General features: G+C 52.1%; 22 protein-coding genes and 1 pseudogene. 12 read left to right on the top strand and 11 right to left on the bottom strand.

Going from position 1 to position 25,442, the window contains the following annotated elements; translation table 11 throughout:
• Positions 1–18: 18 nt before the first annotated feature.
• Positions 19–2,193 carry a malate synthase G gene (locus HXW73_RS16830; RefSeq protein ID WP_186254173.1) on the bottom strand — a complete coding sequence of 725 codons (2,175 nt, stop codon included), beginning with the start codon at positions 2,191–2,193 and terminating at the stop codon, positions 19–21.
• A gap of 229 nt (positions 2,194–2,422) precedes the next feature.
• Here HXW73_RS16830 and HXW73_RS16825 point away from each other — a divergent pair, with 229 nt between their 5' ends.
• Together HXW73_RS16825 and HXW73_RS16820 are read left to right on the top strand one after the other, a co-directional pair.
• A complete protein-coding gene (locus HXW73_RS16825) occupies positions 2,423–3,454 on the top strand; it encodes an alpha/beta hydrolase (protein WP_186254172.1) in 1,032 nt (343 codons plus the stop codon).
• Positions 3,455–3,559: 105 nt separating this feature from the next.
• A complete protein-coding gene (locus HXW73_RS16820) occupies positions 3,560–4,141 on the top strand; it encodes an NADPH-dependent FMN reductase (RefSeq protein WP_186254171.1) in 582 nt (193 codons plus the stop codon).
• Here the strand turns inward: HXW73_RS16820 and HXW73_RS16815 are convergent.
• Both HXW73_RS16815 and HXW73_RS16810 read right to left on the bottom strand, forming a co-directional pair.
• Positions 4,138–4,695, bottom strand: a pseudogene (locus tag HXW73_RS16815) (magnesium chelatase subunit ChlI family protein); the annotation flags it as partial. The gene HXW73_RS16820 and the pseudogene HXW73_RS16815 sit on opposite strands and share 4 nt — an antisense overlap.
• 18 nt (positions 4,696–4,713) lie before the next feature.
• On the bottom strand, positions 4,714–5,304 hold the full coding sequence (locus HXW73_RS16810) for a MobA/MobL family protein (protein ID WP_186254170.1): 591 nt from the start codon (positions 5,302–5,304) through the stop codon (positions 4,714–4,716).
• Positions 5,305–5,637: 333 nt separating this feature from the next.
• Here HXW73_RS16810 and HXW73_RS16805 point away from each other — a divergent pair, with 333 nt between their 5' ends.
• The 5 genes from HXW73_RS16805 to HXW73_RS16785 all read left to right on the top strand — a co-directional run bounded on the left by HXW73_RS16805 (position 5,638) and on the right by HXW73_RS16785 (position 10,074).
• Positions 5,638–5,796, top strand: coding sequence for a hypothetical protein (locus HXW73_RS16805; protein WP_186254169.1), 159 nt, complete (start codon positions 5,638–5,640; stop codon positions 5,794–5,796).
• Positions 5,771–5,998: a hypothetical protein gene (locus HXW73_RS16800; RefSeq protein ID WP_186254168.1), complete on the top strand. Its 228-nt coding sequence runs from the start codon at positions 5,771–5,773 to the stop codon at positions 5,996–5,998. The genes HXW73_RS16805 and HXW73_RS16800 overlap by 26 nt, the downstream gene beginning before the upstream one ends.
• A 356-nt stretch (positions 5,999–6,354) precedes the next feature.
• Positions 6,355–7,482, top strand: a complete 1,128-nt coding sequence (locus HXW73_RS16795) for a DNA cytosine methyltransferase (RefSeq protein ID WP_186254167.1) — start codon at positions 6,355–6,357, stop codon at positions 7,480–7,482.
• Positions 7,430–8,509 carry a restriction endonuclease gene (locus HXW73_RS16790; protein ID WP_186254166.1) on the top strand — a complete coding sequence of 360 codons (1,080 nt, stop codon included), beginning with the start codon at positions 7,430–7,432 and terminating at the stop codon, positions 8,507–8,509. The genes HXW73_RS16795 and HXW73_RS16790 overlap by 53 nt, the downstream gene beginning before the upstream one ends.
• A gap of 128 nt (positions 8,510–8,637) precedes the next feature.
• Positions 8,638–10,074: a hypothetical protein gene (locus HXW73_RS16785; RefSeq protein ID WP_186254165.1), complete on the top strand. Its 1,437-nt coding sequence runs from the start codon at positions 8,638–8,640 to the stop codon at positions 10,072–10,074.
• A 25-nt stretch (positions 10,075–10,099) separates the two neighbouring features.
• Here HXW73_RS16785 and HXW73_RS16780 read toward each other — a convergent pair whose 3' ends face one another.
• The 4 genes from HXW73_RS16780 to HXW73_RS16765 form a co-directional block, all read right to left on the bottom strand.
• Positions 10,100–11,692 (bottom strand): recombinase family protein, encoded by a 1,593-nt coding sequence (locus HXW73_RS16780; protein ID WP_186254164.1) that lies wholly within the window; start codon positions 11,690–11,692, stop codon positions 10,100–10,102.
• Positions 11,601–12,701 (bottom strand): YifB family Mg chelatase-like AAA ATPase, encoded by a 1,101-nt coding sequence (locus HXW73_RS16775; RefSeq protein ID WP_446718988.1) that lies wholly within the window; start codon positions 12,699–12,701, stop codon positions 11,601–11,603. Before HXW73_RS16775 ends, HXW73_RS16780 begins: the two co-directional genes overlap by 92 nt.
• 99 nt (positions 12,702–12,800) lie before the next feature.
• Positions 12,801–13,655 (bottom strand): ABC transporter substrate-binding protein, encoded by an 855-nt coding sequence (locus HXW73_RS16770; protein WP_186256066.1) that lies wholly within the window; start codon positions 13,653–13,655, stop codon positions 12,801–12,803.
• A 32-nt stretch (positions 13,656–13,687) separates the two neighbouring features.
• Positions 13,688–13,984, bottom strand: a complete 297-nt coding sequence (locus HXW73_RS16765) for a hypothetical protein (protein ID WP_186254163.1) — start codon at positions 13,982–13,984, stop codon at positions 13,688–13,690.
• Between the two features lie 249 nt (positions 13,985–14,233).
• Here HXW73_RS16765 and HXW73_RS16760 point away from each other — a divergent pair, with 249 nt between their 5' ends.
• Positions 14,234–16,360, top strand: coding sequence for a TonB-dependent siderophore receptor (locus tag HXW73_RS16760; RefSeq protein WP_186254162.1), 2,127 nt, complete (start codon positions 14,234–14,236; stop codon positions 16,358–16,360).
• A gap of 138 nt (positions 16,361–16,498) precedes the next feature.
• Here the strand turns inward: HXW73_RS16760 and HXW73_RS16755 are convergent, their stop codons facing one another.
• Positions 16,499–16,858, bottom strand: coding sequence for an accessory factor UbiK family protein (locus HXW73_RS16755; RefSeq protein WP_240538666.1), 360 nt, complete (start codon positions 16,856–16,858; stop codon positions 16,499–16,501).
• A 333-nt stretch (positions 16,859–17,191) separates the two neighbouring features.
• Between HXW73_RS16755 and HXW73_RS16750 the strand changes: the two genes are divergently transcribed.
• From HXW73_RS16750 to glnK, 3 genes are all read left to right on the top strand, one after another.
• Positions 17,192–17,530, top strand: coding sequence for a P-II family nitrogen regulator (locus tag HXW73_RS16750; protein ID WP_027337181.1), 339 nt, complete (start codon positions 17,192–17,194; stop codon positions 17,528–17,530).
• 45 nt (positions 17,531–17,575) lie between these two features.
• Positions 17,576–18,823, top strand: coding sequence for an ammonium transporter (locus HXW73_RS16745; RefSeq protein WP_186254161.1), 1,248 nt, complete (start codon positions 17,576–17,578; stop codon positions 18,821–18,823).
• Positions 18,824–19,014: 191 nt separating this feature from the next.
• Positions 19,015–19,353: a P-II family nitrogen regulator gene (gene glnK / locus HXW73_RS16740; RefSeq protein WP_186254160.1), complete on the top strand. Its 339-nt coding sequence runs from the start codon at positions 19,015–19,017 to the stop codon at positions 19,351–19,353.
• Between the two features lie 126 nt (positions 19,354–19,479).
• On the opposite strand, the gene HXW73_RS16735 is transcribed toward glnK, so the two are convergent.
• Positions 19,480–20,256, bottom strand: coding sequence for a ferredoxin--NADP reductase (locus tag HXW73_RS16735; RefSeq protein ID WP_186254159.1), 777 nt, complete (start codon positions 20,254–20,256; stop codon positions 19,480–19,482).
• 175 nt (positions 20,257–20,431) lie between these two features.
• Here HXW73_RS16735 and HXW73_RS16730 point away from each other — a divergent pair, with 175 nt between their 5' ends.
• Positions 20,432–21,358: a LysR family transcriptional regulator gene (locus HXW73_RS16730; RefSeq protein ID WP_186254158.1), complete on the top strand. Its 927-nt coding sequence runs from the start codon at positions 20,432–20,434 to the stop codon at positions 21,356–21,358.
• On the opposite strand, the gene HXW73_RS16725 is transcribed toward HXW73_RS16730, so the two are convergent.
• Positions 21,355–23,454: a methyl-accepting chemotaxis protein gene (locus HXW73_RS16725; RefSeq protein WP_186254157.1), complete on the bottom strand. Its 2,100-nt coding sequence runs from the start codon at positions 23,452–23,454 to the stop codon at positions 21,355–21,357. The two genes, HXW73_RS16730 and HXW73_RS16725, sit on opposite strands and share 4 nt — an antisense overlap.
• A gap of 14 nt (positions 23,455–23,468) precedes the next feature.
• Positions 23,469–25,316 carry a methyl-accepting chemotaxis protein gene (locus tag HXW73_RS16720; RefSeq protein ID WP_186254156.1) on the bottom strand — a complete coding sequence of 616 codons (1,848 nt, stop codon included), beginning with the start codon at positions 25,314–25,316 and terminating at the stop codon, positions 23,469–23,471.
• Positions 25,317–25,442 lie beyond the last annotated feature (126 nt).

Below are 25,442 nucleotides of genomic sequence, written 5' to 3'. Positions count from 1 at the left end.
ATAGTACCTTTAGCGAGTTTACTTCGCCTTATGCACCTGGCGCCACTCGTGAAGCAGCGGCTCGGTGTAGCCCGAAGGCTGGACGCGGCCTTTGAAGATCAGGTCGGACGCCGCCTTGAAGGCTGTCGAGTCGGCAAAGTTAGCGCTCATGGCGGTGTAGGTAGGATCGCCGGCGTTCTGCTCGTCGACCACCTTCGCCATGCGCTTGAGGGTTTCTTCCACGCGTGGTGCGTCAACAACGCCGTGGTGCAGCCAGTTGGCCAGTAGTTGGCTGGCAATACGTAGCGTGGCGCGATCTTCCATCAAGCCCACGTTGTGGATATCCGGCACCTTGGAGCAGCCGACGCCGTGTTCTACCCAGCGCACCACGTACCCCAGAATACCCTGGCAGTTATTGTCCAGCTCCTGCTGAATCTCCTCGTCGGACCAGTTGGCGTTTTCGGCGACTGGAACGGTGAGTAGGTCATCCAGGAAGTCCGTCTCGCCCTGGGCTTCCAGCTCGCGCTGAACGTCGGTGACGTTGACCTGATGGTAGTGCAGCGCGTGCAGCGCGGCGGCGGTAGGCGAGGGCACCCAGGCGGTGTTGGCGCCCGCTTTCGGATGGCCGATTTTCTGCTCAAGCATGTTGTGCATCAAATCGGGCATCGCCCACATACCCTTGCCGATCTGGGCGCGACCGCGCAGACCGCAGGAGAGGCCCACCTGCACATTATTTTTCTCGTAGGCCGCTATCCATTTGGCGCTCTTCATGTCGCCCTTGCGCACCATGGGGCCTGCTTCCATGGCGGTGTGCATTTCGTCGCCAGTGCGGTCGAGGAAGCCGGTGTTGATAAACACCACGCGCGACGTGGCCTCGGCAATACACGCCTTGAGGTTGACCGTGGTACGGCGCTCTTCGTCCATGATGCCCATTTTCAGGGTATCGCGGTTCATGCCTAGAATGTCTTCCACGCGGCTGAACAGATCGTTGGCAAACGCGACTTCTTTGGGGCCGTGCATCTTCGGCTTGACGATATACACCGAGCCTGCCCGCGAGTTGCGCGGCTGGTCAGCGTCTTTCTTGAGATCGTGCAGCGCCAGCAAGGAGGTGACGACGGCATCGAGGATACCTTCCGGCAGTTCGTTGCCGTTCTCGTCCAGTACCGCCGGGGTGGTCATCAGGTGGCCGACGTTACGCACGAACATCAGCGAGCGACCCGGTAGCGTCACGCTGCTGCCATCGGTGGTCTGCCAGGTTCGGTCAGCGTTGAGCTTGCGGGTAAAGGTCTTGCCGCCTTTCTCGATTTTCTCTTCCAGGTCACCCTTCATCAGACCGAGCCAGTTGCTGTAGACACCGACTTTATCTTCCGAGTCGACGGCCGCCACGGAGTCTTCGCAGTCCATGATCGCGGTCAGCGCGGCTTCAGCTACCACGTCCTTGACACCCGCCGGGTCGGTTTTGCCGATGGCGTCGTTGGCGTCGATCTGGATTTCCAGGTGCAACCCATTGTTGCCCAGCAGAATCGCGTCAGGCTTGGCCTGCTCGCCGGTAAAGCCGATCAGTTTATCCGGGTCTTTCAGGCCGGTGTCGCGGCCGCCTTCCAGGGTGACGACCAGGTGCTCATCGCGAATCGCGTAGTTCACCGCATCACGGTGAGAGCCGGTTGCCAGCGGTGCGGCGCGGTCGAGCACGCCGCGGGCGTAGGCAATGACCTTTTCGCCGCGCTTGGGGTTGAAGCTGGTGCCTTTTTCCGCGCCATCTTCTTCGGAAATCGCGTCGGTGCCGTAGAGCGCGTCGTACAGGCTGCCCCAGCGGGCGTTGGCGGCGTTGAGAGCGTAACGCGCGTTGCTCATCGGCACGACCAACTGCGGACCCGCCTGTACGGCGACTTCACGGTCAACGTTGGCGGTGGTGGCGGTGACGTTAGCGGGTGCGTCGACCAAGTAGCCAGCGTCTTTCAAAAAGCGACGGTAGGCAGGCATGTCCGCGACCGGGCCGGGGTTCTCGCGATGCCAGGCGTCCAGCTTCTCTTGAAGCACATCACGTTCTTCTAGCAGTTGACGGTTTTTGGGGGTTAAATCGTGAAATAGAGCATCGACGCCTGCCCAGAAGGCGCTTTCGTCGACGCCGGTGCCGGGCAGGGCCTGTTCGCTGATAAAACGATCTAGGTCGGCTGCCACCTGTAAACGGTGACGCGTGATACGCTCGCTCATGGAGACTCTCCTGTTAAGGTGGCTGTGACGCCGTGTTACTCGGCTGATGCCCCGTCACAGTCAGATGAAAACGCATTTGAAAACTATTTGTGGAAAATAATTCCATATCTGTATGGGCATGTAAACAGCATAGACGCTAAAGCGCTATCATGCTCGACCAAAAGATAAGGAATGACGCCATGGATTATGGGCTGGCGGGTGGCTAATGAGCAGTAAAGGAGAGAGGCGAATGCGCGAGTTCGATCGTTTAGAGGCATTGTTTCGCCGCCACGCTGGTGACTCAGCCCTCTCCCGCTTGGTGCCAGGTGACGTTCTTGCTACGGCGATGAATGACTATTTTCAGCATTACGGCCTGGAAGCGCTGCGCCTTGACACCCGGGACGTATTCGCGGGGTTTATCGATACGGGCCGCTTTGCGTTGTGGTGCCAGGTATGGAGCCCACCTGCACCAAAAGGCACCGCCTTTGTGGTACACGGCTACTTCGACCACCTGGGGCTTTATCGCCACCTGCTTGAACGCTTGTTGGATAAAGGCTGGCGCGTTGTGCTGTGGGATTTGCCCGGTCATGGGCTTTCCAGCGGTGCGCGTGCCGCCATCGATGACTTTGACGACTACCAGCACTGCCTGACGCACGTGCAAACCATCCTGGCTCAGCAGTCCATGGCGCCTGCCCCTTGGTTGGGCATCGGGCAAAGTACCGGTGGGGCGATTCTGGCCACCGATGCGCTGAACCGTCGCCATGCAGCGGGATGGGATGGTCTGGTGCTGTTGGCGCCGCTGGTTCGCCCCTGGGGCTGGAGCCAGGCCAGCTGGCTGCACTTGATCGCCAGCCCCTTCGTAAAGGCGCTGCCACGCAAGTATCGGCCCAACTCTACTGACCAGGAATTTACCGACTTCCTACGCGACCATGACCCTTTGCAGCCCAATCAGCTGAATGTGGCCTGGGTCACCGCCATGCGCCGCTGGATTCCCCGACTATTGGCCCGCGACCCGCTGGATTTGCGAGTGATGATTTTACAGGGTGAGCAGGACGTTACCGTGGACTGGGAATGGAACCTGGCGATTCTGCAGGAAAAATTCCCCGGCGCGCAGATCTACCGGCATCCGGACGCCAGGCATCACCTGGTGAATGAAGCAGAGCCGATTCGCCGTGCGCTGTTCGATGCCCTGGATGCGTTCATCGATCAAGTGGCGGCGTCCAAGACACAAGCGTCAGCCAGGAAACCGCCCTCATCGTCAACGACGGATGATAACCTTTAACTATTGACCGCTTTATATGAGTGAGGGTTAATGCTATCGCTCGATGCCTGTGCGAAACTCGCAATGGCCTATTTACGTTAGCCCATTTTTAATCAGGATCGCGCGATGACATCTAACTCACCGAAAGTACTGGTATTTGCAGGCAGTGCCCGTGAAGGGTCACTGAACAAACAGTTGGCCCAACTCGCTGCAAAGCGTATCGAGGCGCTGGGTGGCCAAGCGACCTTTATCGATTTAAAAGATTATCCCTGCCCGTTATTCGACCAGGACATTGAGGCGCAAGGCATGCCGGACAACGTGCTGAAACTGCGTGCCATCCTCGCCGAGCATCAGGCGGTATTTATTGCCTCGCCGGAATACAATGGCTTTATCACGCCGCTGCTCAAGAACACTCTGGACTGGCTATCGCGGCCCTATGAAGACACCCCAGGCCTGGGGCTCTTTGCGGGCAAGTGGGCGGCGCTGGTGGCAGCATCACCCGGCGGGTTGGGCGGTATTCGCGCCATGCCCCTGGCACAGCAGCTACTTGCCAACCTGAGCCTAACGGTATTGCCGCAGCCGCTGTCATTACCCGGTGCGGGTAGCGCGTTTGATGAAGCAGGCGCGCTAAAGGATGACGCGACCGGCCAAAAACTCGATGCCCTCTGTCAGCGCCTGGTCGATTCGCTGGCCAAAACGCACGGCTAAGCCCCCTTCAACAGCCTATCCAGCTGCCGGTAGCCGATGGCTTCAATCAAGTGGGGCTGGGTGGGCTTGGGCTCGCCCTGTAGGTCGGCGAGGGTTAGCGCGACGCGCAGGACGCGGTGGTAGGCGCGGGCGGAGAGTTTGAGTTTTTCCAGCACCCCGGCCAGCCAGGCGCGCTCTTCGTCGTTTAGGGCGCAGGCCGCTTCCAGGGCTTTGCCGCTGAGCTGGCTATTCAGCGCACCCCTAGCCATTTGGCGTTCCCGGGCGGCCATCACGCGCTCACGAACGGCTTCCGAGGACTCGCCCTGGGTTTGTGCGGTGAGCTGCTCGGGTGGCAGCGCCGGGACTTCCACCTGCAGGTCGATGCGGTCGAGCAGCGGGCCTGAGAGCCTGTTTTGATAGCGCTGGATTTGGCTGGCGGTACACTGGCAACGATTGCGTGGATCGCCCAGGTGCCCGCAGGGGCAGGGGTTCATTGCTGCCACCAGCTGAAATTGCGCCGGGTAACGCCGCTCGTGGCTGGCCCGGGCGAGATGAATTTCACCGGTTTCGAACGGCAAGGGTATATACCAAACTTACATAGATAATCTAGGGCGTGGGTATAGGTTTTTGTTTAAACAAGCTTTTTTCCTATTTTGTAGCTTTAAAACCGAATCGCTGTCCTTCTGCCATTCCTTTTTCCAAAAATCTATTAGTCCGCTTTTCCTGTCGTCAAGCTCTCTGCTTTTTTCTGTAAACTTCCCGTTCTCAAAGCGTCGAGTCGATAAGATAATATGAACGTGTGGGTTGTCCCCCTCTTTTCCATTGTGTATAGCAAACTCATAAGCGACAAGGTGTTTTTTTTGTATTTTTTTACAAAAGTTCTTTGCTAACTTTTTTGCTTCTTTATCTGATATGTTTTTATCAAATGAACAAAGAAACTCGCGTTGAATAGTCGCGTCTTTTCGCTTCTCTGCTTTTTCTGCCATATTCCATAAATGTTCGCTGTTTCTAAATCTTTTGTCTCTTTCATAATAGACAACATCTTTTTTAAACTCGAAGTTATAAACTTCATTCGTCTGCTCACAATACAACTCTTGAGCAGTTCTATAAGCCGATGCCTTAATTGCTGAATGGCCTTTCTTTCTGCTAAACGTTTTCGCTTCAAACCTCGCAAATGCTGACATATACGTGTCCTTTTATTGTTATATTTATACACTATAAAAGACAACTAATTTTTTATTTAGTTCTTTGTCTTTTTATATCTTTTCATAAAATTATATAAATATATCAGGCCCCTGCCAGGCCTTCGGAGAACACGCGCATTGGGACAATGCATAACCGTGCCTTAAAATACATACGGGAACGAAGTGAGCGACATATAATATATAAAATGTTTTATAATCATCATATTTTTATCGTGCAAGCGGTAAAAATATCAATAGCAAAACAATGATTTTTAATATTTATTATAATAAAAATAAAAAATTGTGTTATAATAATAGAAAAAGGAGTTTGCAATGAAAGATATAAATTGTTGTTTGATTTACACTGACAGAGAGCAAGAAAGATGCATGCTGTGCGGTGCATATTCAAGCAGTAATGAAGATATTAAATCGATGGTTGAATATATAAAAATAAAAGGGGATTTAAATGAAAATAGAACTTCAAGAAGTTAATAAAAAAGAGAAAAAAGATAAAGATTTATATATAGGTGTATATTGGATGAAACATAACAATGATATATACCCGACTAAGTTTAATGCTCTCATGAAAGAAGATTATGAGCCTGGAGAGTATGAAATAGACTTTAATTTGTCGACATACAAAAATAAATATAACCAACTATGTCTTGGTGAGTTAGTGCTTTTTAAAAAATAAAAAAGGGGGAAATATGCTGCAATTCAGAGGTTTATCATCAGAAAGAAAAAGTGAAATAAAGGAATATATCCAAAAAAATATGAATGAAAGCTCTTGTGATATATCAAAAAGATTCAATATCCCAGTTCATCGAGTTGATAAAATAAAAAGGAAAAACAAGAGCAATGAGCTAAGTTTTTAAAAAATATTTTTGGGTGTTTTACATATACGAAATAGTGAAAAAATAATTTTTAAAATTAAATATTTTGGGGATGCATTTTTCTGTTTTTTTTGGTAAAATCGCGCGAATAATCAAGAACGATGTTTTTTCGAAAAACATAAAGTCATCTAGTTTTAATTTTAGCTGAGGCGTAACAATGAATGAAGTTGGCCCCAAGATTTTTTCTTTTTTTTCAGGGTCTGGGTTTCTTGACCTAGGCTTTGAGAAGGCTGGTTTTAGCATTGTTTATGTTAACGAATATCATACACCATTCATGGAGGCGTATAAATACGCCAGAGCAGGGATGGATTTTAAAACGCCAATGTTTGGGTATGATGATAGAAGTATTGAAGATATAAAAGCGTCAGAGCTAAAAAATAAATTAAAATCAAGTTCAGTTGATGGTTCTGTAGTGGGGTTTATTGGTGGCCCACCATGCCCTGACTTTTCTGTTGGTGGTAAAAATAAAGGCAGAGAAGGTGAAAATGGTAAACTTTCACAAGTATATGTAGATTTAATTTGTGATTGTAAGCCTAATTTTTTTCTGTTTGAGAATGTGAAAGGGCTATATAGAACAGCTAAGCATAGAGAGTTTTTTGACCATTTAAAAAATCAGCTAAAAAAATCTGGTTATATGCTTCATGAAAAGCTCATAAACTCTATTGAATACGGCGCTCCACAAGACAGAGATAGAATTATTCTATTAGGTTTTAAAGATAAAAAATTGGCGCCTACATTTGAGTGGAGCGGTAGAGTATTCCCAGAAAGAACGGCTTTCAACTTTGAATGGCCGGATACTGATTTATTTGATAGTGAAAACTCTTATCCTTGCCCAGCTGGTCTACCGGAAGAACTAACAGTTGAATATTGGTTTAAGAAAAATAATGTAAGTAATCATCCTAATGGAAAACATTGCTTCACACCTCGGGCTGGCTTGGCAAGGTTCCTTACGGTTGACGAAGGAGACGACAGTAAAAAATCTTATAAACGCCTGCATAGGTGGCGGTATTCCCCTACTGCGGCGTATGGTAATAATGAGGTTCATCTTCACCCATACAAGCCCAGAAGGTTGTCTGTAGCCGAAGCGTTAGCTATTCAATCAGCACCTGCTGACTTTAAGCTACCCCCGACAATGACGCTGTCCAACATGTTCAAAACAGTTGGAAATGGGGTGCCATTTTTGGCATCCTTTGGATTAGCTAAATCCATAAAAGCACATTTAGGGACCAAAAATGCGGATAACAGCCGAAAACTTAGTCAGAGAGATAAACAACCTACCACGTGACCGAGAATATCAGTATGTAAACCCAGGAACAAAAACAAGGTTCGTTATTCATAATGTTCATTTGCCAGAGGGGCCTGTTGAGTTTAAGCGTTATACACCGCATAAAAACGAGACATTGGCAGATGCCAAAGTAGATAGCATTTCTACTCAAATGATATGGCGTTTAGCTAATTCGATATTACCAAGTAAGCCAGTAAATGTAGACCGTATATTTGGAGGTAGCTATAACAGCCGTTCTGTTTTGGAGTCTCTTGTTGCCCATACACCACTTTTTTACTGGTGTAAGCCAGGAAGAATAGAACAATTAAACACTACTAAAAATGTAAAGCCAGGGCATAAACATATTATTTATGAGCCCAATGAACCTCACAGCAACGCGCAGTTAGAGTTTAAAGAAGTTAATATTCAAATATCAGAAGTTGTAGTTGATGCAGTATATGAGAGTAGTGTAAGCCTAGACGCTAAAGAGCCTGAAACAGGAATGGATATTGAGCAACAACGGCGTCATGCACAAATACAAATAGCTCTCATTTTAATAGGGCAACAATTAGGTTTCAGAACTTGGATTGCTTCAAATGACCGTTCTATTGAATACGGTGGCCAAAGAGTGGCTCAAATGAAAGATGTCATTGACAGCTTACAAACTGAACAAGTATTGCAGGCATACCCCAGTGCGGCCAAGGCAGCCAAACTTATTGACTGTATTTGGTTTAAAAATGGCCGTCTAATGCCTGCAGTGATGGAGGTTGAGCACAGCACGGGTGTTACTTCTGGGTTGAACCGTATGAAGGGTTTTTATGATATTGGTCCTGCGCTTCGAGATATTCGATGGACGATTGTCGCACCTGATGAATTAAGGTCAAAAGTAGTAGAGCAAGCGAACTTAGAGCAATTTAGAGAAATGGATACGAGATTTTTTCCATATTCTGCTGTTGAAGAGCTTTATTCGTTATGTCAACGGCGCAAACCGCAGGGAATTACTGACAGCTTTTTAGATTGCTTTATGGAGAAATGCGTCATCCATTAAGGCTAATTATAAATAATGTGATATAATGTTTTTCAATAGCATGGGTTTGTTTCTAGGAACTTACACCGAAACATAGGCCATCTAGATAAAGAACTACAAATATAACATTTAGAAAAAGGAGTTTTAAAATGTTAAACAAGAACGAAAAAATTGTTGAAAGGTATTATTTGCAGAACTTGGCTTCCAAGGTTTGCTACATACAGGGAAAAAAAGAAGGTCTAAAATACCCACAAAATTGGCACAAAGTGTCAAAGTGTCGCGTTGCCCGTTATTCAAGCGATTCCGATATATCTATATTACAATCCAAAGAACATGGCACCAGCCACTATGGCGGTTTGATTGTCTGTGCTCGTGCGTGGGCTTGTCCTGTCTGTGCCCCTATCATGCAAGCTAGAAGAGCTGAAAGGGTCGCCAGAGCCTTCCAGTGGGCTTACAACACGGATGAACGTTCTGATGCTATACAGATAGCACAAGAAGAACACGACCGCAGAGCATTCGAAGATTCGCAGTATATAAATGGCTTTATTCAAAAAAAGAAACGTCGCCAGTTTATGCCTACTGTTAAATTGTTAAAAAGCGATTTAAAAGTCTGTATGATTACTTTCACGACACCACACAGCAAAGCGGACACTGTTCAAACTTTATTTCCTAAATTTCAAGATGCTATGGCATTTATGAAAGAACAAAGAAAATATAAAGAGTTTAAGCAAAATGTCGGTTATATCGGTGAAATTACAGCGACAGAAATAACATTCGGTTTAAATGGTCCGCATATACACAGACACGTTCTTTATTTTATAAAAGACAATGACGATGTAGCCACAGAAACCGTATTGACCGATTTTTTTGCCCGTTATTGGGGCTCTGCTCTTCAAAAGGCTGGTCTTCTCGATGAAGCTGGAACCAATCAATACGATAATTTTTTAAAACACGGCGTCGATGTCATCGCAAGAGCACACGAAAGCGACTATATAACCAAGGCAGGAACGGAAGATTCCTGGGGTGCTGATGCTGAAATAACAAAAGCATCAAGCAAGCAGGGTAAAAAGTTCGGTCGCACACCTTTCGAGATTTTAGCAGGTTCCGCAAAATCGGCCAAGGACTCTAACACATTCCTTGACTATTTGCAAGGCACAAAGGGAAAGGCACAGCTTACATTTTCCGCAGGCTTTAAGCGACTGATTGGATTAGAAGAATTAGATGACGAACAGCAAGACGAACTCGATGCATCAGAGGCTGACAATCCCGCTGATTTACTCGCTTCCCTCCAATATTCGGATTGGTCTTTAATCGTAAAGTCTAACAAAAGAGGCGAGCTTTTGAAGGTCGCAACTGAAAATGGAAAAGAAGGTATTGATGCTTTTATTAACAAATTAAAACATAACGATACACACCTAGACGATGAAGCTTTATTCTTCAAGCATTTTGAGAAACTTGTTTCTCGTTTTAATGATTTCCCCAATTCATTTCTTGACCCTGAAATATACAAGACTAGCGACGATATGAAAGATTTTGTTGTTGAATATTATTCCTCTGATTTAGAAGAGTTCGAAAAGGCATCTTAATAATAGCCCCCTCGGGGGCTATACTTTATATATATTCGGCTAGGTTTTTCATCTCGTATTTTTCAAGCAAAGTATCATTTCGCAATTCAAACTTTCTTGCTTTCACTGAATATCTTTCATCATCTATATAAATACTTTGCTCGACTGTTCTTTCTTTACGTATATATTCAACGAAAACTTTTATACTTCTATCTTTCAAAAACTTGTTTAGTTTTAATCGTCCATCTTCTGTATAAACTAATTCTTTCAATTCGTCAAAAGAGTATATATTTAACGATTCGAGTTTTTTAATTTCAATTTTATTCAATTCATTTTTTAATATTTCTACTTCTTGCTCTACTTTTGCCATTTGCTTAAATATATACGTTGGTGCGTTTTCTTCTAATTCTTCGGCTGTATTTTCCAGATTTTTTAATATTGCTTTTTTCTTTTGCAATTCGTTATTTTTATCGTTAAATAATTTCTTATCTTCTTGTTTTTCTTCTGGTCTCATAATTTCATATATTAACTTGTCTTTTTCATCAACATCATCTTTAAATTGTAGTCTTATTTCTAACTCTGCGAGAAATAAAGCAATGACATATTCAGCTCTTAAAAACTGGTCTTCGCATCCTGTCTTTTTTTCTTTTTTGCTTTCGCAAGCATAGTAGCTATACCATACTCCTCGTGGGTTTCTATTCTTCATAAAAATCATTGTTGAACCACATCCGCTACATTTAATACAATGTTTAAATATGTTTAAATTACCTTTTGCTTTATTGCCATACTCTTTTTTTGTCTCTCTGTTTTTCATTGCTTCTTTTGCTTCATAAAAAGCCGTTTCGCTTACTATGGCAGGGTAGTAATTTTCTATATATTGCTCGTGAACTTTCTTTCCGTTTTCTCTCTTTTGTGCTCTATATACACCTCTTATATATTGATTTTTCATAAAGTGCCCGATATTATTTGCTTTCCATTTTCTTTTAGACCATTCGTTTACTTTTTTAATTGTTGAATTGACACCCTCATATTTTAGATTTTCAATAATAAATCTGATTTCTTTTGCTTCGTCTTCTATTATCTCGAATTTTCCATTTATAACAGCTAAACCGTAAGGTGTGTTTTGTTGCGTGGAGAATACTTTTCCTTGTTCTTCTGCTAATCTTTTAGCTTTATTCCAAGCCGATTTCCTTCTTTTTGATTTTGTTTTCGATTCTTCATGGGAACGTTTCGCAATTAAGCCAATCATTAGATAATTTTCTAAATCTCTGTTTTCGTCTTCTTTTGAATATAATCTTTCATCGTTTGTTGTGTATATATTTATTCCTTTGTTTAATATGCTATATAAAATGTCTGATGTTATATCTATTGACTGCCTACTAATACGGTCGATGCTTTCAACTATAAGAAAACTGCCTTTTTCGATTTCTCCGCTTTCTATCTTTTCAAGTATTTCTGAAAAACGACCCTTTTTTATGTTATCGCCCGTATACGATGAAACAGCTTCATCTGTATATATTTCGTCAATTTTTACATTGAAACGAGCTTCAAATGCTTCCAAGGGGCTTGTCTGCCTGTCGATGCTGTCGCCCTTGCTTTGCACTGCTGACGAGTAGCGAACGTATGCGATAGCTTTCATATTTATAGCTCTGTTGCTTTATGATTGTTTGATTATACACCCCTCCGCTCTCCAGCGGCTGCCTTAAAACTTCCAGCACGCTGCGGGAAAATTCCGGCAGCTCATCCAGAAACAGCACGCCGTGGTGCGCCAGCGAGATTTCGCCCGGTTTGGGTTTTGAGCCGCCGCCTACCAAAGCGGCGGCGCTGGCGCTGTGGTGAGGTTGTCTGAACGGCCGCTGGCCCCAGTCGGCCTCCAGGGGCAGGCCGCAGACTGAACGCACCGCTGCCACGGCGAGGGCATCCTCTTCCGAGAGTGGCGGCAAAATGCCGGGCAGGCGACTGGCCAGCATGGTCTTGCCGGTACCTGGTGGACCCGCGAAAAGCAGATTATGGCCGCCAGCAGCAGCGACTTCCAGCGCGCGACGGGCCTGCTGTTGGCCACGCACGTCGGCCAGGTCGGCCATTGGCGTTGGGCTTTTGACTGAGGCTGGCAGCTGGTGGGGCGGGATTTTTTCCTGGTCGAGCAGATGGGCGACGACCTCCCATAGCGTATCGGCGGGCAGCACCGGCAAATCGCCCGCCAGCGCCGCTTCATCGGCGCAGGCGCGGGGAATAATCAGGGCTTTCTTGGCGCGGCGCGTAGCTAGGGCAAACGGCAGGATCCCAGGCACCGCGCGCAGCTTACCGTCCAGCGCCAGTTCGCCAGCGCACTCCATGCCTTCGAGGGCGTCCACGGGAATCTGCCCCGACGCGGCGAGGATACCCAGCGCGATGGGCAAGTCGAAACGGCCGCCCTCTTTGGGTAAATCGGCAGGAGCAAGGTTAAGGGTAATGCGTCGGGTATTGGGGAAGTCAAAACCGGCGTTGACCAGGGCGCTGCGCACCCGTTCGCGGCTTTCTTTGACGGCGGTTTCCGGCAGGCCAACTAGCGTCAAGCCGGGCAGGCCGTTGGCCAGGTGCACCTCCACGTGCACCGCCGGTGCGTCCAGGCCGACCCCGGCCCGTGTCGCCACAATGGCAAGCGTCATGCGCGTTCCCTCGCTGGTAGTTAATTAACGTATGCTTATTAACCTACCGTATTTATCAGAGGGTGAGTAGCCGGATGCGCGATGCGGCATAGCGCGCTATCACTCCGGGCTTAGCGTTTCTTTGGGCGCATTTTTTAACGCGGCGACCAGCTCCCTGGCGAAGCGCTGCGCCGAGGGCAGTGCGCCAAAGCTCCACACGGGCGGCAAGCGTAAAAGTCGGTCGTCCTTGACGCTGGGTAGCTGCTGCCACAGGCCGCTTTCGGCGAGTTGCGCCTCGACGCCAGTAGGCAGCGGGTCAACGATCAACAAGGTAGCGTCCGGGTAGCGAGCGAGTTCTTCAACGCCGACCAGCGAAAAGCCCCAGGCGTTGGTCTCCTGATCCCAGGCATTGGGCAGATCAAGCTGGTCCAGTACCGCATTGTAGAGGCTGTTATCACCGAACACGCGCACGTGGCGGGCATCCATAAACTGGATCATCAATAGCGGCGCTGTGCCGGGGCGTTCATCACGCAGCCTGGCCATCAGTGAATGCGTCTGCTCGATCAGTTGCGACGCTTGAGGTGCGCGGTCGGCCAATTCGCCTATCTGCTCGGTGATGCTTTGCATTTCCTGCCAGGTGTCGCTGCCGGGTGTGTAAAGCTCAACGGAGGTGACGGGCGCGATGCGCTCCAGGCGCGGCGTTAACCCGGCAAACATGGGCGATATCAGGATTCGCTCGGGCTGCATCTGTGCCAGCAGCTCCAGGTTGGGCTGGCTGCGCAGACCCATGTCAGTGGTGTTCTTGGGTATGTGCGGTTCGCCCACCCATTGATGGTAGTCACTCTGTTGAGCGACGCTGCTGACAGGCGCGTCAATTGCCAGCAAGGTCTCGGCAATCGTCCAGTCCAATGTTGCCCCCTGCGAAGATGCCAAACTGCTTTGTGGACCCGCCAATATCAACAATAAGTACGTCATAAAAGCGGGTGAAGGGCGTAACGGAATGCGCATCAAACTACCACTGCCATAAGGTGTTTAGAAGTTGGGTCGGGCACGATACGCCTGTCGCTGCCGTAGGTCGCTTGTAGGATCTCGCGTTGTCTCCCATCGTTAAACGGCCGCTTAGCAACGCGGGTCCCCTGTTGAGAGACGTGCTGATGACGCGCCAGCAGCTTTAACTGCGTGTACTTATTCGAGCCGCTATGTTCGATTAAACGGCACACTTGGCCAGGGGCAAAGGGGGTGGTAGCGGCGTGTAGCAGTGGAGTATCGGCAACCCGAAAGCCAGCAGCGTTGAGCTCAAACATGGTGCCTCTCTTGCTTAGCGATTTCGCGAGACGGGGAGTTAATAAAATGTCAGATTCTAATCAAATAAAAATATTATCAATATTACTGTTTTTTGAGAATTATTACCATTGTAATTGTTAATGATATTTATTACTATAACGCCCGCTTAAACCTCCCATAACGATATCAACAGAGGCCTTTGTCTCATGCTGCATCCTTTGCTCCTAGCGTCCACTTCCTCCTCATCCGTCGCGCTGCGAAAGCCACTGGTGAATGCTATTCGCTACGCACTGTGTACATCAGCTGCCGGTTATTTTGCGCTTAGTGCGGCGCCGTTGTTGGCGCAGGAAAGTACCGCCGAGTTAGATACAGTGACCGTTCAGGCTGAAGCCCTTTCGGTCGTTACCGAGGGCACAGAAAGCTACCGCACGCCTCTCACCAGCACCGCCACACGGCTTGATCTGACGCCCCGTGAAACACCCCAGTCCGTGTCGACGGTGACGCGTGCCCAGATGGATGATTTTAAGTTAGATACCATCAATGACGCGCTTGAAAGCACTCCTGGTGTGACGGTTGAGCGCTTGGAAACCGACCGAACTTACTACTCTGCGCGTGGCTTCGAGCTGTCGAATTTCCAAGTCGATGGTCTGCGTGTGCCGATGCCCTACAACAATGTCCATGGCGATATTGATACCGCAATTTATGACCGTATCGAAGTAGTGCGGGGTGCCACAGGGCTAATGTCCGGATCGGGAAACCCGGCGGCCACGGTGAATTTTATTCGCAAACGGCCAACCTTGGAACCTCAGGCGTCTGTATCGGGCACTTTGGGGTCATGGGACCAGCGCCGCTTGGACGTGGATGTTTCAGGCCCGCTGGATACGGAAGGGCGTGTTCGCGGGCGATTGGTGGCCTCGGGAATGCAGACCGACTCCTACTTAGACCGCCTTAGCCGCGACCGGGGCCTGCTTTACGGCGTGGTGGAAGTAGACGTGACCGACAGCACGCAGCTGACGCTGGGGCATACCTGGCAGGACAATAATACCGACGGCAATATGTGGGGGTCACTTCCCCTGTACGATTCGGCGGGTAACCTGACCAATTATGATCGTAGTACTTCATCAGCGCCCGAATGGTCCTATTGGGATGTGGAGACGCACCGCAGTTTTGTCGAGCTAGCGCAAGAATTGAACGAAAACTGGTCTCTTAAAGGAACTGTCACGCATCTGGATATGATTTCTGATACGCAGCTGTTCTATATCTATCGCACGCCAGATGCGGCGAGTGGTCAGATTGATAGCGATCAACTCTTTCTCAGTAAGTACGATCGCCACTTAGAGCAGTGGGTTGTCGACCTCCATGCCAAAGGTGATATTGAAGCACTCGGACGTACCCATCAGCTTGTTGTTGGAACAGACTGGAGCGAAAGTCGTAATCAACAGAGCTCTTTGTACGACGCGGCTTCCCAGGATTTACCCCCTCTAGATGAATGGAATGGCGATTATCCCACTCCCAGTTTCGGTGCCCCCAACTTTGCCAACGACGCTACCATTAAGGAGCGCAGTTTCTATAGTGCTGCCAAACTAGATCTGGCCGATCGCTGGACGGCGGTTACGGGGGCTCGCTTGAGCTGGACCGACGCCAACGGCGAACAGTATGGCAGTTCTCAAGATACTAACGTGGACAACGAGCTGACGCCCTACGCGGGACTGATTTACGACGTCACAGATCAAGCCTCGCTCTACGCCAGCTACACCGAGATTTTTAACCCGCAGACCGAGATCGACCGTAACGGCGACTTCATTGATCCGATCGAAGGCTCAAGCTATGAAATCGGCCTAAAGGCCGACGTGTTTGAGGGGCGGGCTGATGCAGCATTCGCCCTATTTCGTACTGAGCAGGACAACGTAGCTCAGCCAACGGGTGAAAAAAATGGCACGCAAGACATTTATGAGGGTGCCGATGGTATTTCAAGCGAAGGCTTTGAGGCGACACTTGCCGGCGAGCTAATGCCAGGCTGGCAGGCTAGCGTCGGTTATACTTATCTTGAAATCGAGGATGCCGAGGGCGAAGCCACCAACACGTATATTCCACGCCACATGGTGCGCGCTACTACCAGCTACCGCCCCGCGGTTATGGATCAACTGCAAGTGGGCGCCCGGGTTCGCTGGCAGGACGCTATTGAGCGCGAGCGCGATTTTGCTGACGGCAAAACACGCCAAGATGCTTACGCATTGGTTGATTTGATGGCGAGCTATGATTTCAACGACCAGTTAACTGGTTCGCTGAATCTTAACAACGTCACCGACGAGAAGTATCTCACCAGTCTTAAGTGGGACCAAAGCTTCTACGGCGCTCCGCGTCATGTGATGGCCAATATCACTTGGCGCTATTAAATCGGAGCCTTTGTTTCGATACTTCTAAGCCCGCACACTGTGCGGGCTTTTTTGTCAGCGCCGCCTGCCACAGTAGCAGGCGGCGCGAAAACATCAATGCGTACGATTATCATTTTTTTTGGCGCGGCGAGGACTCGCTCACTGATCGTCGGAACATTGGTCTTCAGAACGCTGTTCTTTGGCACGAGGGATTTCTGGGCTGTTTTTTACGGTGTCGCTTTCGCTGGTCGTAGGTTCGCTCGTTGGCCCTTCTTTGGCATCGATAGCGGCTTCCAGACTGGCGACCTGGCGTTCCAGCGCTTCTACCCGTGAGCGGGTGCGCTGCAATACGTCCATCAAGATATCGAAGTCCTCGCGGGACACCAGCTCCAGGCGGTCGAAGGCCCCGCGTACCACCTGATGAACCCCCTTCTGGATATCTTCAGGCGCTTGGGAAGCGTTCTGCAAACGGTCGCCAATTTGCTGGGCGAGACGGCTAATACGGTCTTGAGGCGCCATGGTTTTCTCCTAACGGTCAATGTCTCGATACGGCTATCTGATAATCAGGATACGCAACCCGGGCGGGATTCGCATGCTTCTTGGGCTAATTTGTGCGCCTTGGCAATGCGCCATTGTGGGGCGCTCGCGTTTTATCTTTGTTCAATTTTGGTGCAATACCCCGCTTGTTAGCGTGTGTTCCTGGCGATGGCTTGCCAATGCGCAGCATTTTTATACATATAAAGATATGAAAAATAAGTAAAAAAAATCAAATGGCACGGTATGCGCATTAGTGGAGCAGGCACTTTTTTTGGGCGGCTCGGCCGCTCCTTAATCCAGCAGGGGAGATTCGGGATGAAACTCATCACCGCCATTATCAAGCCATTCAAGCTCGACGACGTCCGCGAAGCACTTGCTGACAACGGTGTTCAGGGCATTACCGTCACCGAAGTCAAAGGCTTCGGCCGTCAAAAAGGCCATACCGAGCTATACCGCGGCGCTGAATACGTGGTCGATTTCTTGCCCAAGGTAAAAGTCGAGGTCGCTGTCGACGACGGCCGCCTCGAAAGCGTGCTTGATGCGATTTGCAGCGCGGCCAACAGCGGCAAGATCGGCGACGGCAAGGTATTTGTCACGCCGCTTGAGGACGTTATTCGGATTCGGACGGGTGAGCGCGGTGCGGACGCCGTTTAAACCTGGCTTTACGGATCATTTCTTTAGTTCAACGGGGAACTTACAATGAATGAGTTGGCTGATCTGAGCTACGCGCTCGATACGTTTTACTTTCTGATCTGCGGTGTGCTGGTAATGTGGATGGCCGCTGGCTTCTCCATGCTGGAAGCTGGTCTGGTGCGTTCCAAAAACACCGCCGAAATTCTTACCAAGAACGTTGCGCTGTTTGCGATTGCCTGCACCATGTATCTGCTGGTGGGCTACTACATCATGTATTCCGGCAACGCCGGTGGCTTCCTGCCCAATCTGGGCTTCCTGATCGGCGCTGAGAACAGCGTGGATGCGGTCACCGCAGGCGGGGATGACGCGCCATACTACTCCATGCGTTCTGACTTCTTCTTCCAGGTTGTGTTTGTGGCAACCGCGATGTCGATCGTCTCGGGTGCTGTCGCTGAACGCATGAAACTGTGGGCCTTCCTGGCATTCGCCGTGGTAATGACCGCGGTGATCTATCCGGTGTCTGGCTACTGGACCTGGGGCGGCGGCTGGTTGGCCGAAGTCGGCTACTCTGACTACGCCGGTTCGGGCATTGTACACATGGCCGGTGCCGCCGCCGCGTTGGCAGGCGTTATCGTACTGGGTCCGCGTAAGGGCAAGTACGGCAAAGATGGCTCTATCCATGCGATTCCCGGCGCCAATATGCCGCTGGCCACGCTGGGTACCTTCATCCTGTGGATGGGCTGGTTCGGCTTTAACGGTGGCTCTGAATTGAAGCTGGCCGCGGTCGATTCTGCCAACAACGTCGCCCAGGTGTTCGTGAATACCAACGCTGCGGCTGCCGGTGGTGTGATCGCCGCGCTGATCCTTGCCAAACTGTGGTTCCGTAAAGCGGACCTCACCATGGCGCTTAACGGCGCGCTGGCTGGCCTGGTCGCGATTACTGCTGACCCGCTGTCGCCTTCAGCGCTGGGCGCGACAATTATCGGCGCAATCGGTGGCCTGATCGTAGTGGCCGCTATCGTCACGCTGGATAAAGTAAAACTGGACGACCCGGTCGGTGCCATCTCCGTTCATGGTGTCGTGGGTATCTGGGGTGTGTTGGCCGTGCCGTTGAATAATGATGGCGCATCGTTCGGCCCGCAGCTTATCGGTATCGTAGGTATCTTCGCCTGGGTCTTCATTGCCAGCCTGATCGTGTGGCTGATCCTGAAAGCCATCATGGGTGTTCGTGTCAGCGAAGAAGACGAGTATGAAGGCGTCGATATCGCCGAGTGCGGTCTTGAAGCCTACCCTGAATTCGGTATCAAAAAATAACTGGACGGGCACCCAACCTTATTGGGTGCCAACCAGAAGAGCCCGAGTGCTCGCTACTGGCCTCCCCTTCCCGGGGAGGCTTTTTTTATTCTGCGCCGGTAGCGGTGTATGCTGATAGGTAACGGATAACGAGCAGCGCGCTAGGCTTGTTATCTTTCATTATCATGGCTACCCAGCTAGAGGATCTCGCAATGAAACTAATCTCTGCCATTATCAAGCCATTCAAGCTTGATGACGTACGCGAATCACTCTCCGACATTGGCGTACAGGGCATTACCGTCACCGAAGTCAAAGGTTTTGGTCGTCAGAAGGGCCATACCGAGCTATACCGGGGCGCTGAATATGTGGTCGATTTTCTGCCCAAAGTGAAGCTCGAAGTCGCGGTTGACGACGATATGACCGAACAGGTCATCGAGGCGATTACCCAGGTAGCGAATACCGGCAAGATCGGCGATGGCAAGATTTTCGTCATGCCGCTTGAGCAAGTGATTCGTATCCGTACCGGCGAGACCGGTAAAGACGCGGTATAACGCCCCGCGCGCCAGAACACGAAACCCCCGCCAAGCGATGCTGTTACGCACCGAGTGGCGGGGGTTTTTATTGAACGACTTGTCGCTGAGATAGCAAGTCGTTGAGAGAGTTAGTCGCCGAGAGGGTTATTTTTCGACAAAAGCGCGTTCGATGACGTAGTCGCCCGGCTCGCCCATGCGCGGCGAGATATTCAGGCCCAGCTCGTCGAGCATGGCGCTGGTGTCGTCGAGCATGGCCGGGCTGCCGCAAATCATCGCGCGGTCCTGGCGCGGGTCGATGGTTGGCAGGCCGGTGTCTTCAAACAGTTTGCCGGTGCGAATATGGTCGGTCAGACGACCCATGGTATGGAACTCTTCACGGGTGACGGTGGGGTAGTAGACCAGCTTCTCGGCGATTTCCTCACCCAGGTACTCGTGGGCAGGCAGCTCTTTAGTGATAAAGTCGGCGTAGGCCAGTTCCGAGACTTCGCGCACGCCGTGAACCAGGACCACTTTCTCGAACCGCTCGTAGACTTCCGGGTCCTGAATCAGGCTCAGGAAGGGCGCAAGGCCTGTACCGGTCGACAGCATATAGAGATTGCGGCCAGGCAGTAGATCGTCGGTGACCAGCGTGCCGGTCGGTTTGCGGCTGACCATGATCTGATCGCCGACCTTCAGGTGCTGTAGGCGCGACGTGAGCGGGCCATCGGGCACTTTGATGCTGAAGAACTCGAGGTGGTCTTCGTAGTTGGGGCTGGCAATTGAGTAAGCGCGCATCAGCGGTTTGCCGTCGACTTCCAGGCCAATCATGACGAACTGGCCGGTCTTGAAGCGCAGGCTGCGTTCCCGAGTGGTGCGGAAGCTGAATAGTGTGTCGTTCCAGTGGTGAACGCTGAGTACGTCTTCCAGGGCGAACTTACTCATGCCATTTCCTCCGTCGGTGACGCCGTCAGCGCCACGAATATGCATAAAAAGAATAAAAAATAGGTAACAAGTTGCCAGCAAGTCTAAGCAAAGGATGATATATCTGTTAAGTGAATAATCTTGATAACGCTTATCTTTAAAATAGATATAGCGTCTTAATGATAGGTCAGGCCCCATGCACTATACCCTGCGTCAGTTGGAAGTCTTTGTTGCCGTTGCCCAACACGAAAGCGTGTCTCATGCGGCCCGCGCGCTTGCCATGTCCCAATCGGCGACCAGTACGGCGCTTGCCGAGCTGGAGCGCCAGTTCGACTGTCAACTGCTCGACCGCGTGGGCAAGCGCCTCAAGCTCAATGCCCTTGGCTTCCAATTGCTGCCCAAGGCAGTGGCGCTTTTGGACCGCGCTGAAGAGGTGGAGGAATTATTGCGCGGCCAGCAAGGCGTGGGGTCGTTGGATGTTGGCGCTACCCTGACCATCGGCAATTATCTGGCGACGCTTTTGATCAGCGATTTTATGCAGCGTTATCCCGGTAGCCGCGTGCGCCTTGCGGTGCGCAATACACGGCATATTATCGAGGGCGTTCGCCAACACTCGTTGGATTTGGGTTTGATCGAAGGGCCGTGTGATGACGATATGATCATCAGCCAGCCGTGGGTTGAGGACGAGCTGTGCGTGTTCTGCTCGCCGCGCCACCCGCTGGCGGGCAAGACCCATTTGGAGCTTGAACAACTGATGCGGGAGGACTGGATCATGCGCGAGGAGGGGTCAGGGACGCGGGTGACCCTGGAGCACGCCGCGCGCCATCGACGCAGTCGCTTCAATACGCTGCTGGAGCTTGAGCATACCGAGGGCATCAAGCGTGCGGTGGAGTCGGGGCTGGGGATTGGTTGTGTGTCCCGGCTGGCGCTGCGTGACGCCTTCCGGCGGGGCAGCCTGGTACCGCTGCCCACGCCGGAGTTGGATCTCAAGCGCCAGTTCACCTTTATCTGGCACCGCCACAAGTACCTCACCACCGGCGTGCGCGAGTTCCTGCGGCTGTGCCGGGAGATGACTGCTAACGCCAAGCGCAGCGATGACATCCCCCTGCCGCCGATTCCTTAACGGCGAGCTTCGGGGGCCGGTAGCGCCTGGCCGTGACGGTCGGTCTCCAGCGTGAACCCGCCCACCAGCTCGGCAAGATAGTTGGCCTGGTCTTTCAACTGTTCGGCAGCGGTGGTCGACTCCTGCACCAAAGCGGCGTTCTGCTGGGTCATCTGGTCCAGGTCGGTGACCGCAATACTGACCTGGCTGATACCATCATTCTGCTCGCCAGCCGCCGTACTGATATCGCCCAGCATCTGGGTGACCCGGGAGACGCTTTCGGCGAGCTCGTGCATTGCGGCCTCGGCGTCGCGCACCATTTGCGTGCCGCTTGCCACCTTCTCAGTAGACGTATCGATCCGCTGGCGAATATCCTTGGCCGCGTCACTGGCACGCGATGCCAACTGACGGACTTCGTTGGCCACCACTGCAAAGCCGCGGCCCTGTTCACCCGCGCGGGCGGCCTCCACAGAAGCGTTCAGAGCCAGCAGATTGGTCTGAAAGGCAATCCCGTCGATGACGCTGACGATATCCTGAATCTCCGCCGAGGTGGTGCGGATGTCGTCCATGGTGGTCACAACCTGCCCAAAGGCTTCGTCGGTACGCCCTGCCAGCTGTGAGGCGGTTTTGGAAAGGCCGCTGGCTTCCTGCGAGGCGCTGGTCGTGTGCGCCACGGTGCTGCTGATTTCCTCCATGGCGGACGACGTTTGCTGGAGGCTGGCAGCGGCCTGCTCGGTACGCCGTGACAGATCGCGACCGCCCTGGGTGATTTCATTGGCGGCGTGATTGACGGATTCACTGCTACGCTGCACGTCGAGCAGAATGGCCTGAATCTTGTCGGCAAAGGCATTGAACTGTTCCGCCACCGCGGCGCTTTCGTCGCGCCCTTGAACCGGCAGGCGTTGGGTCAGGTCGCCGTTGCCCGAGGCGATCGCCTGCATACGGTTGGCGAGGCGCTTCAGCGGGCGGGCGATCCGGCCACCAATCCACCACAGTGCAAGCAGCCCGAGCGCTGCTACCACCAGCCCCACCAGCGTCATACCGGTGGCATCCTGGCGGCGTTGCTCGCCCAGCACATCCTGCAGGGCATTGATGTCGGCCAGCACGGCCTCTTCCGGTAGCTGGACCATCAACACCCAGGGCAATTCGCTGTCGCCGATGGTGATCGGCTGATAGCGCTCGATCATGCCGTCGTGGGTATCACTTTGCAGGCGTTGCTGTTGAGCAGTGGTCGTCACTCGGTCCAGTATGTCGGCGCCGAGTGCCTCTTCGGCGTTTTCGCCCAATGCATCGCTGCCTTGGGTATCTGCCACTAACCCGCCACGGCCCGCTACCAGCGCCATCCGGCCAGCGCCGTCGTAAAGCGTTTGGTTGGCCTCCTCAAGCAGTGCCTGGATAAAGTTGAGCGACAGATCAACCCCCGCCACGCCACGAAATTCTCCGTCGACCAGGATCGGGGCATTGAAGGAGGTTACCAACAAGGTTTCGCCGTCGTAGTCATACGATGCCGGGTCGATAATGCAGGGTGCCAGCGTTTCGCGGGGACACAGGTAGTACTCGCCCTCGCGCACGCCGGAAGCCATCAGCGCCTGGCTTTCCATGGTATCGCCCAGCGGGAGGACCGCTAATTCACCGCTATCGGTGCGGTACCACCAGGGCATGAAGCGGCCGCTGTCATCATGACCGTAGCGCTCATCACCGGCAAAGGGTTCATCGCTGCCAAAGGCATTCGGCTCCCAGCCGATAAAGGCATCCAGCAATGCGGGGTTCTGGGCAACGGTGTCGCGCACCATGTTGGACAGCTGGCGGCGGCTAAGTGACAGCGCCTGCTGGCCTTCCGCATCTTCCTGGCCCATTAGCGCATTGGTATTGGCCAGTTGGGCAGCGAGCGTCATGGCGTTTTCAAGCTCGCGCTGGATACGTTCGCCCTCGGCGCTGGCGACGGCATCCAAGCGCGCCCCAAGAGCGTTTTCCAGCAACTCGCTGGTGTGCTGTTCCACGGTTTGTTGGGTGCGCGAGGTGGCCATCAGGTTATAGGCCACCAGCGCCACTACAATCACCAATAGGCACGGCCCGGCAAGGGCGATGACAAAGGTGCGTAACGAACGAAAGTGCATTATTGATCTCCTGATCAGTGCGCGTTGGGCGCATTGAGCGCAGGAGCCACATTGCCTTGCGACAGTTTAAATCGGCTGATGGTCTCGGTGAGATGGTCGGCCTGATCTTTAAGCTGCTCGGCGGCGGTCGTCGATTCTTCCACCATGGCGGCGTTTTCCTGTGTCATGCGGTCAAGGTCGGCAACCGCAATGTTGACCTGGCCGATACCGTCACTTTGCTCAGTCGTTGCGGAGGTGATTTCGCCGAGCACGTCGGTCACTCGAGTGATGTGGCTGACGATGTCGTCCATGGTTTCGCCAGCGCTATGCACCAGCTTGGTGCCGTTTTGGACCTTGCCCTGGGAGTCTTCGATCAGGTTTTTGATATCGTTGGCGGCGTCATTGCTGCGTTGGGCCAGCTTGCGGACTTCTTCCGCCACGACGGCAAACCCACGGCCGTGCTCACCTGCACGCGCCGCCTCTACCGAGGCGTTGAGCGCCAGCAGGTTGGTCTGGAAAGAGATGTTGTTCATCAGCGTGACGATATCGCCAATTTTGCCCGAGGATTCGGCGATGTCTTCCATCGTCGTGATGACTTCTGATACCGCCTGACCGCCGCGTCCGGCGACGTCGGATGCCGCCTGGGAGAGCTGGTTGGCTTCTTTGGCTGACGACGACGTGTGCTCAACCGTACTGGTGATTTCCTCCATCGAGGCAGACGTCTGTTGAAGGCTGGAGGCGGTGTTTTCAGTACGCCGCGATAAGTCCTGGCCGCCGTTGGCGATTTCCGTGGCGGCGTTGTGGACCGCTTCACTGCTGGAGCGCACATCTTGCAGCACCGTGTCCATGGTGGCCACAAAGCGGTTGAAGGCGGCGGCGATCTGAGTGATCTCGTCGTTACCCTCTTCCGGCAGGCGCTGGGTCAGGTCGCCTTCACCCGAAGCGATATCGTTCATCGCATCGCGTGCCGACAAAATACGGCGCAGCAACCACTTGAGCAGCAGGCTAAGAGCGATGGCGGTTATCACCGCGACAATCAGAAGTGTAATGATCGATGTGGTGGCAATCCCGCGAAGTCCGGCGGTGGCTTCGTGCTCATCCATCGCTACTACGAGTTGCCAGTCGCTACTGCCACCTACGGCGCTACCCTGTAGCAACGTATCGCGGCCCTCCAGGGTTAGTGGCTGGGGCTCGTCGCTGCCATCAAGCTGTTGTAGGTAACCGGCATCCAACTGCTCGCTGAGCGTGGTAGAAGGTTCTAGAGTTAACTCGGGATCAGGGTGTGCGACTAGAGTACCGTCGCTTGTGGTTAAAAAGCCGAAGCTTGAAGGGGTGGGGGCAATGCTCGCGACGATGTCGATAATATTCTGGATGCTAATATCGGCCCCGACCACTGCTGCCAGTTCGCCATTCTGGTAGTAAGGTTGGGCAAAGGTCACGATTAATCCGCCGCTTTGCGCATCCACGTAAGGGGCAGTGATAATCGTGTCTTTGGCCTCGACGGCGTCTTGGTACCAAGGGCGTTGGCGGGGGTCGTAATCACTCGGCGGCTCCCAGCCGTCAGAAAAAACAGCGTCAGACGTCTGCGGATACGCGATGTATGTCGACATGAAGTCCCCGGAGTCGGCTAATTGCCGCAGGGCTGCCAATGGCGTATCGCTAGTGGCCGCCTCATCCATACTGGCAAGCATGCTGTATCGGGCGTTAAACCATTCGTCAATCGCCTGGGTATTACCGTTGGCGACTGCATTTAGGTTGCGGGTGACCTGCTCGGTATTGTGGTGCTTGACGGTGATATAGCTGGCAATGCCATTGACTACTAGGGCAAGGATGATGGCCACTAGAGTGGCGAGTAAAAGCTTGGCGCGCAGGGATGCAAACATGGTCGCTCTCAAGTCGAGGTGCGTGTTTGGGCGCGGGTGCCACGCCCATTAAGTGAGTACGCATCCTTATCGGCAAGAGCGACGACTTCTTTAGCATCGAGGCCGGCCCAGTAAGGTTGGGCCGGC

Source organism: Halomonas sp. SH5A2, assembly GCF_014263395.1.
GTDB lineage: Bacteria > Pseudomonadota > Gammaproteobacteria > Pseudomonadales > Halomonadaceae > Vreelandella.
Note: the sequence above shows the minus strand (reverse complement) of the source record. Positions and strands in the feature narration are given on the sequence as shown.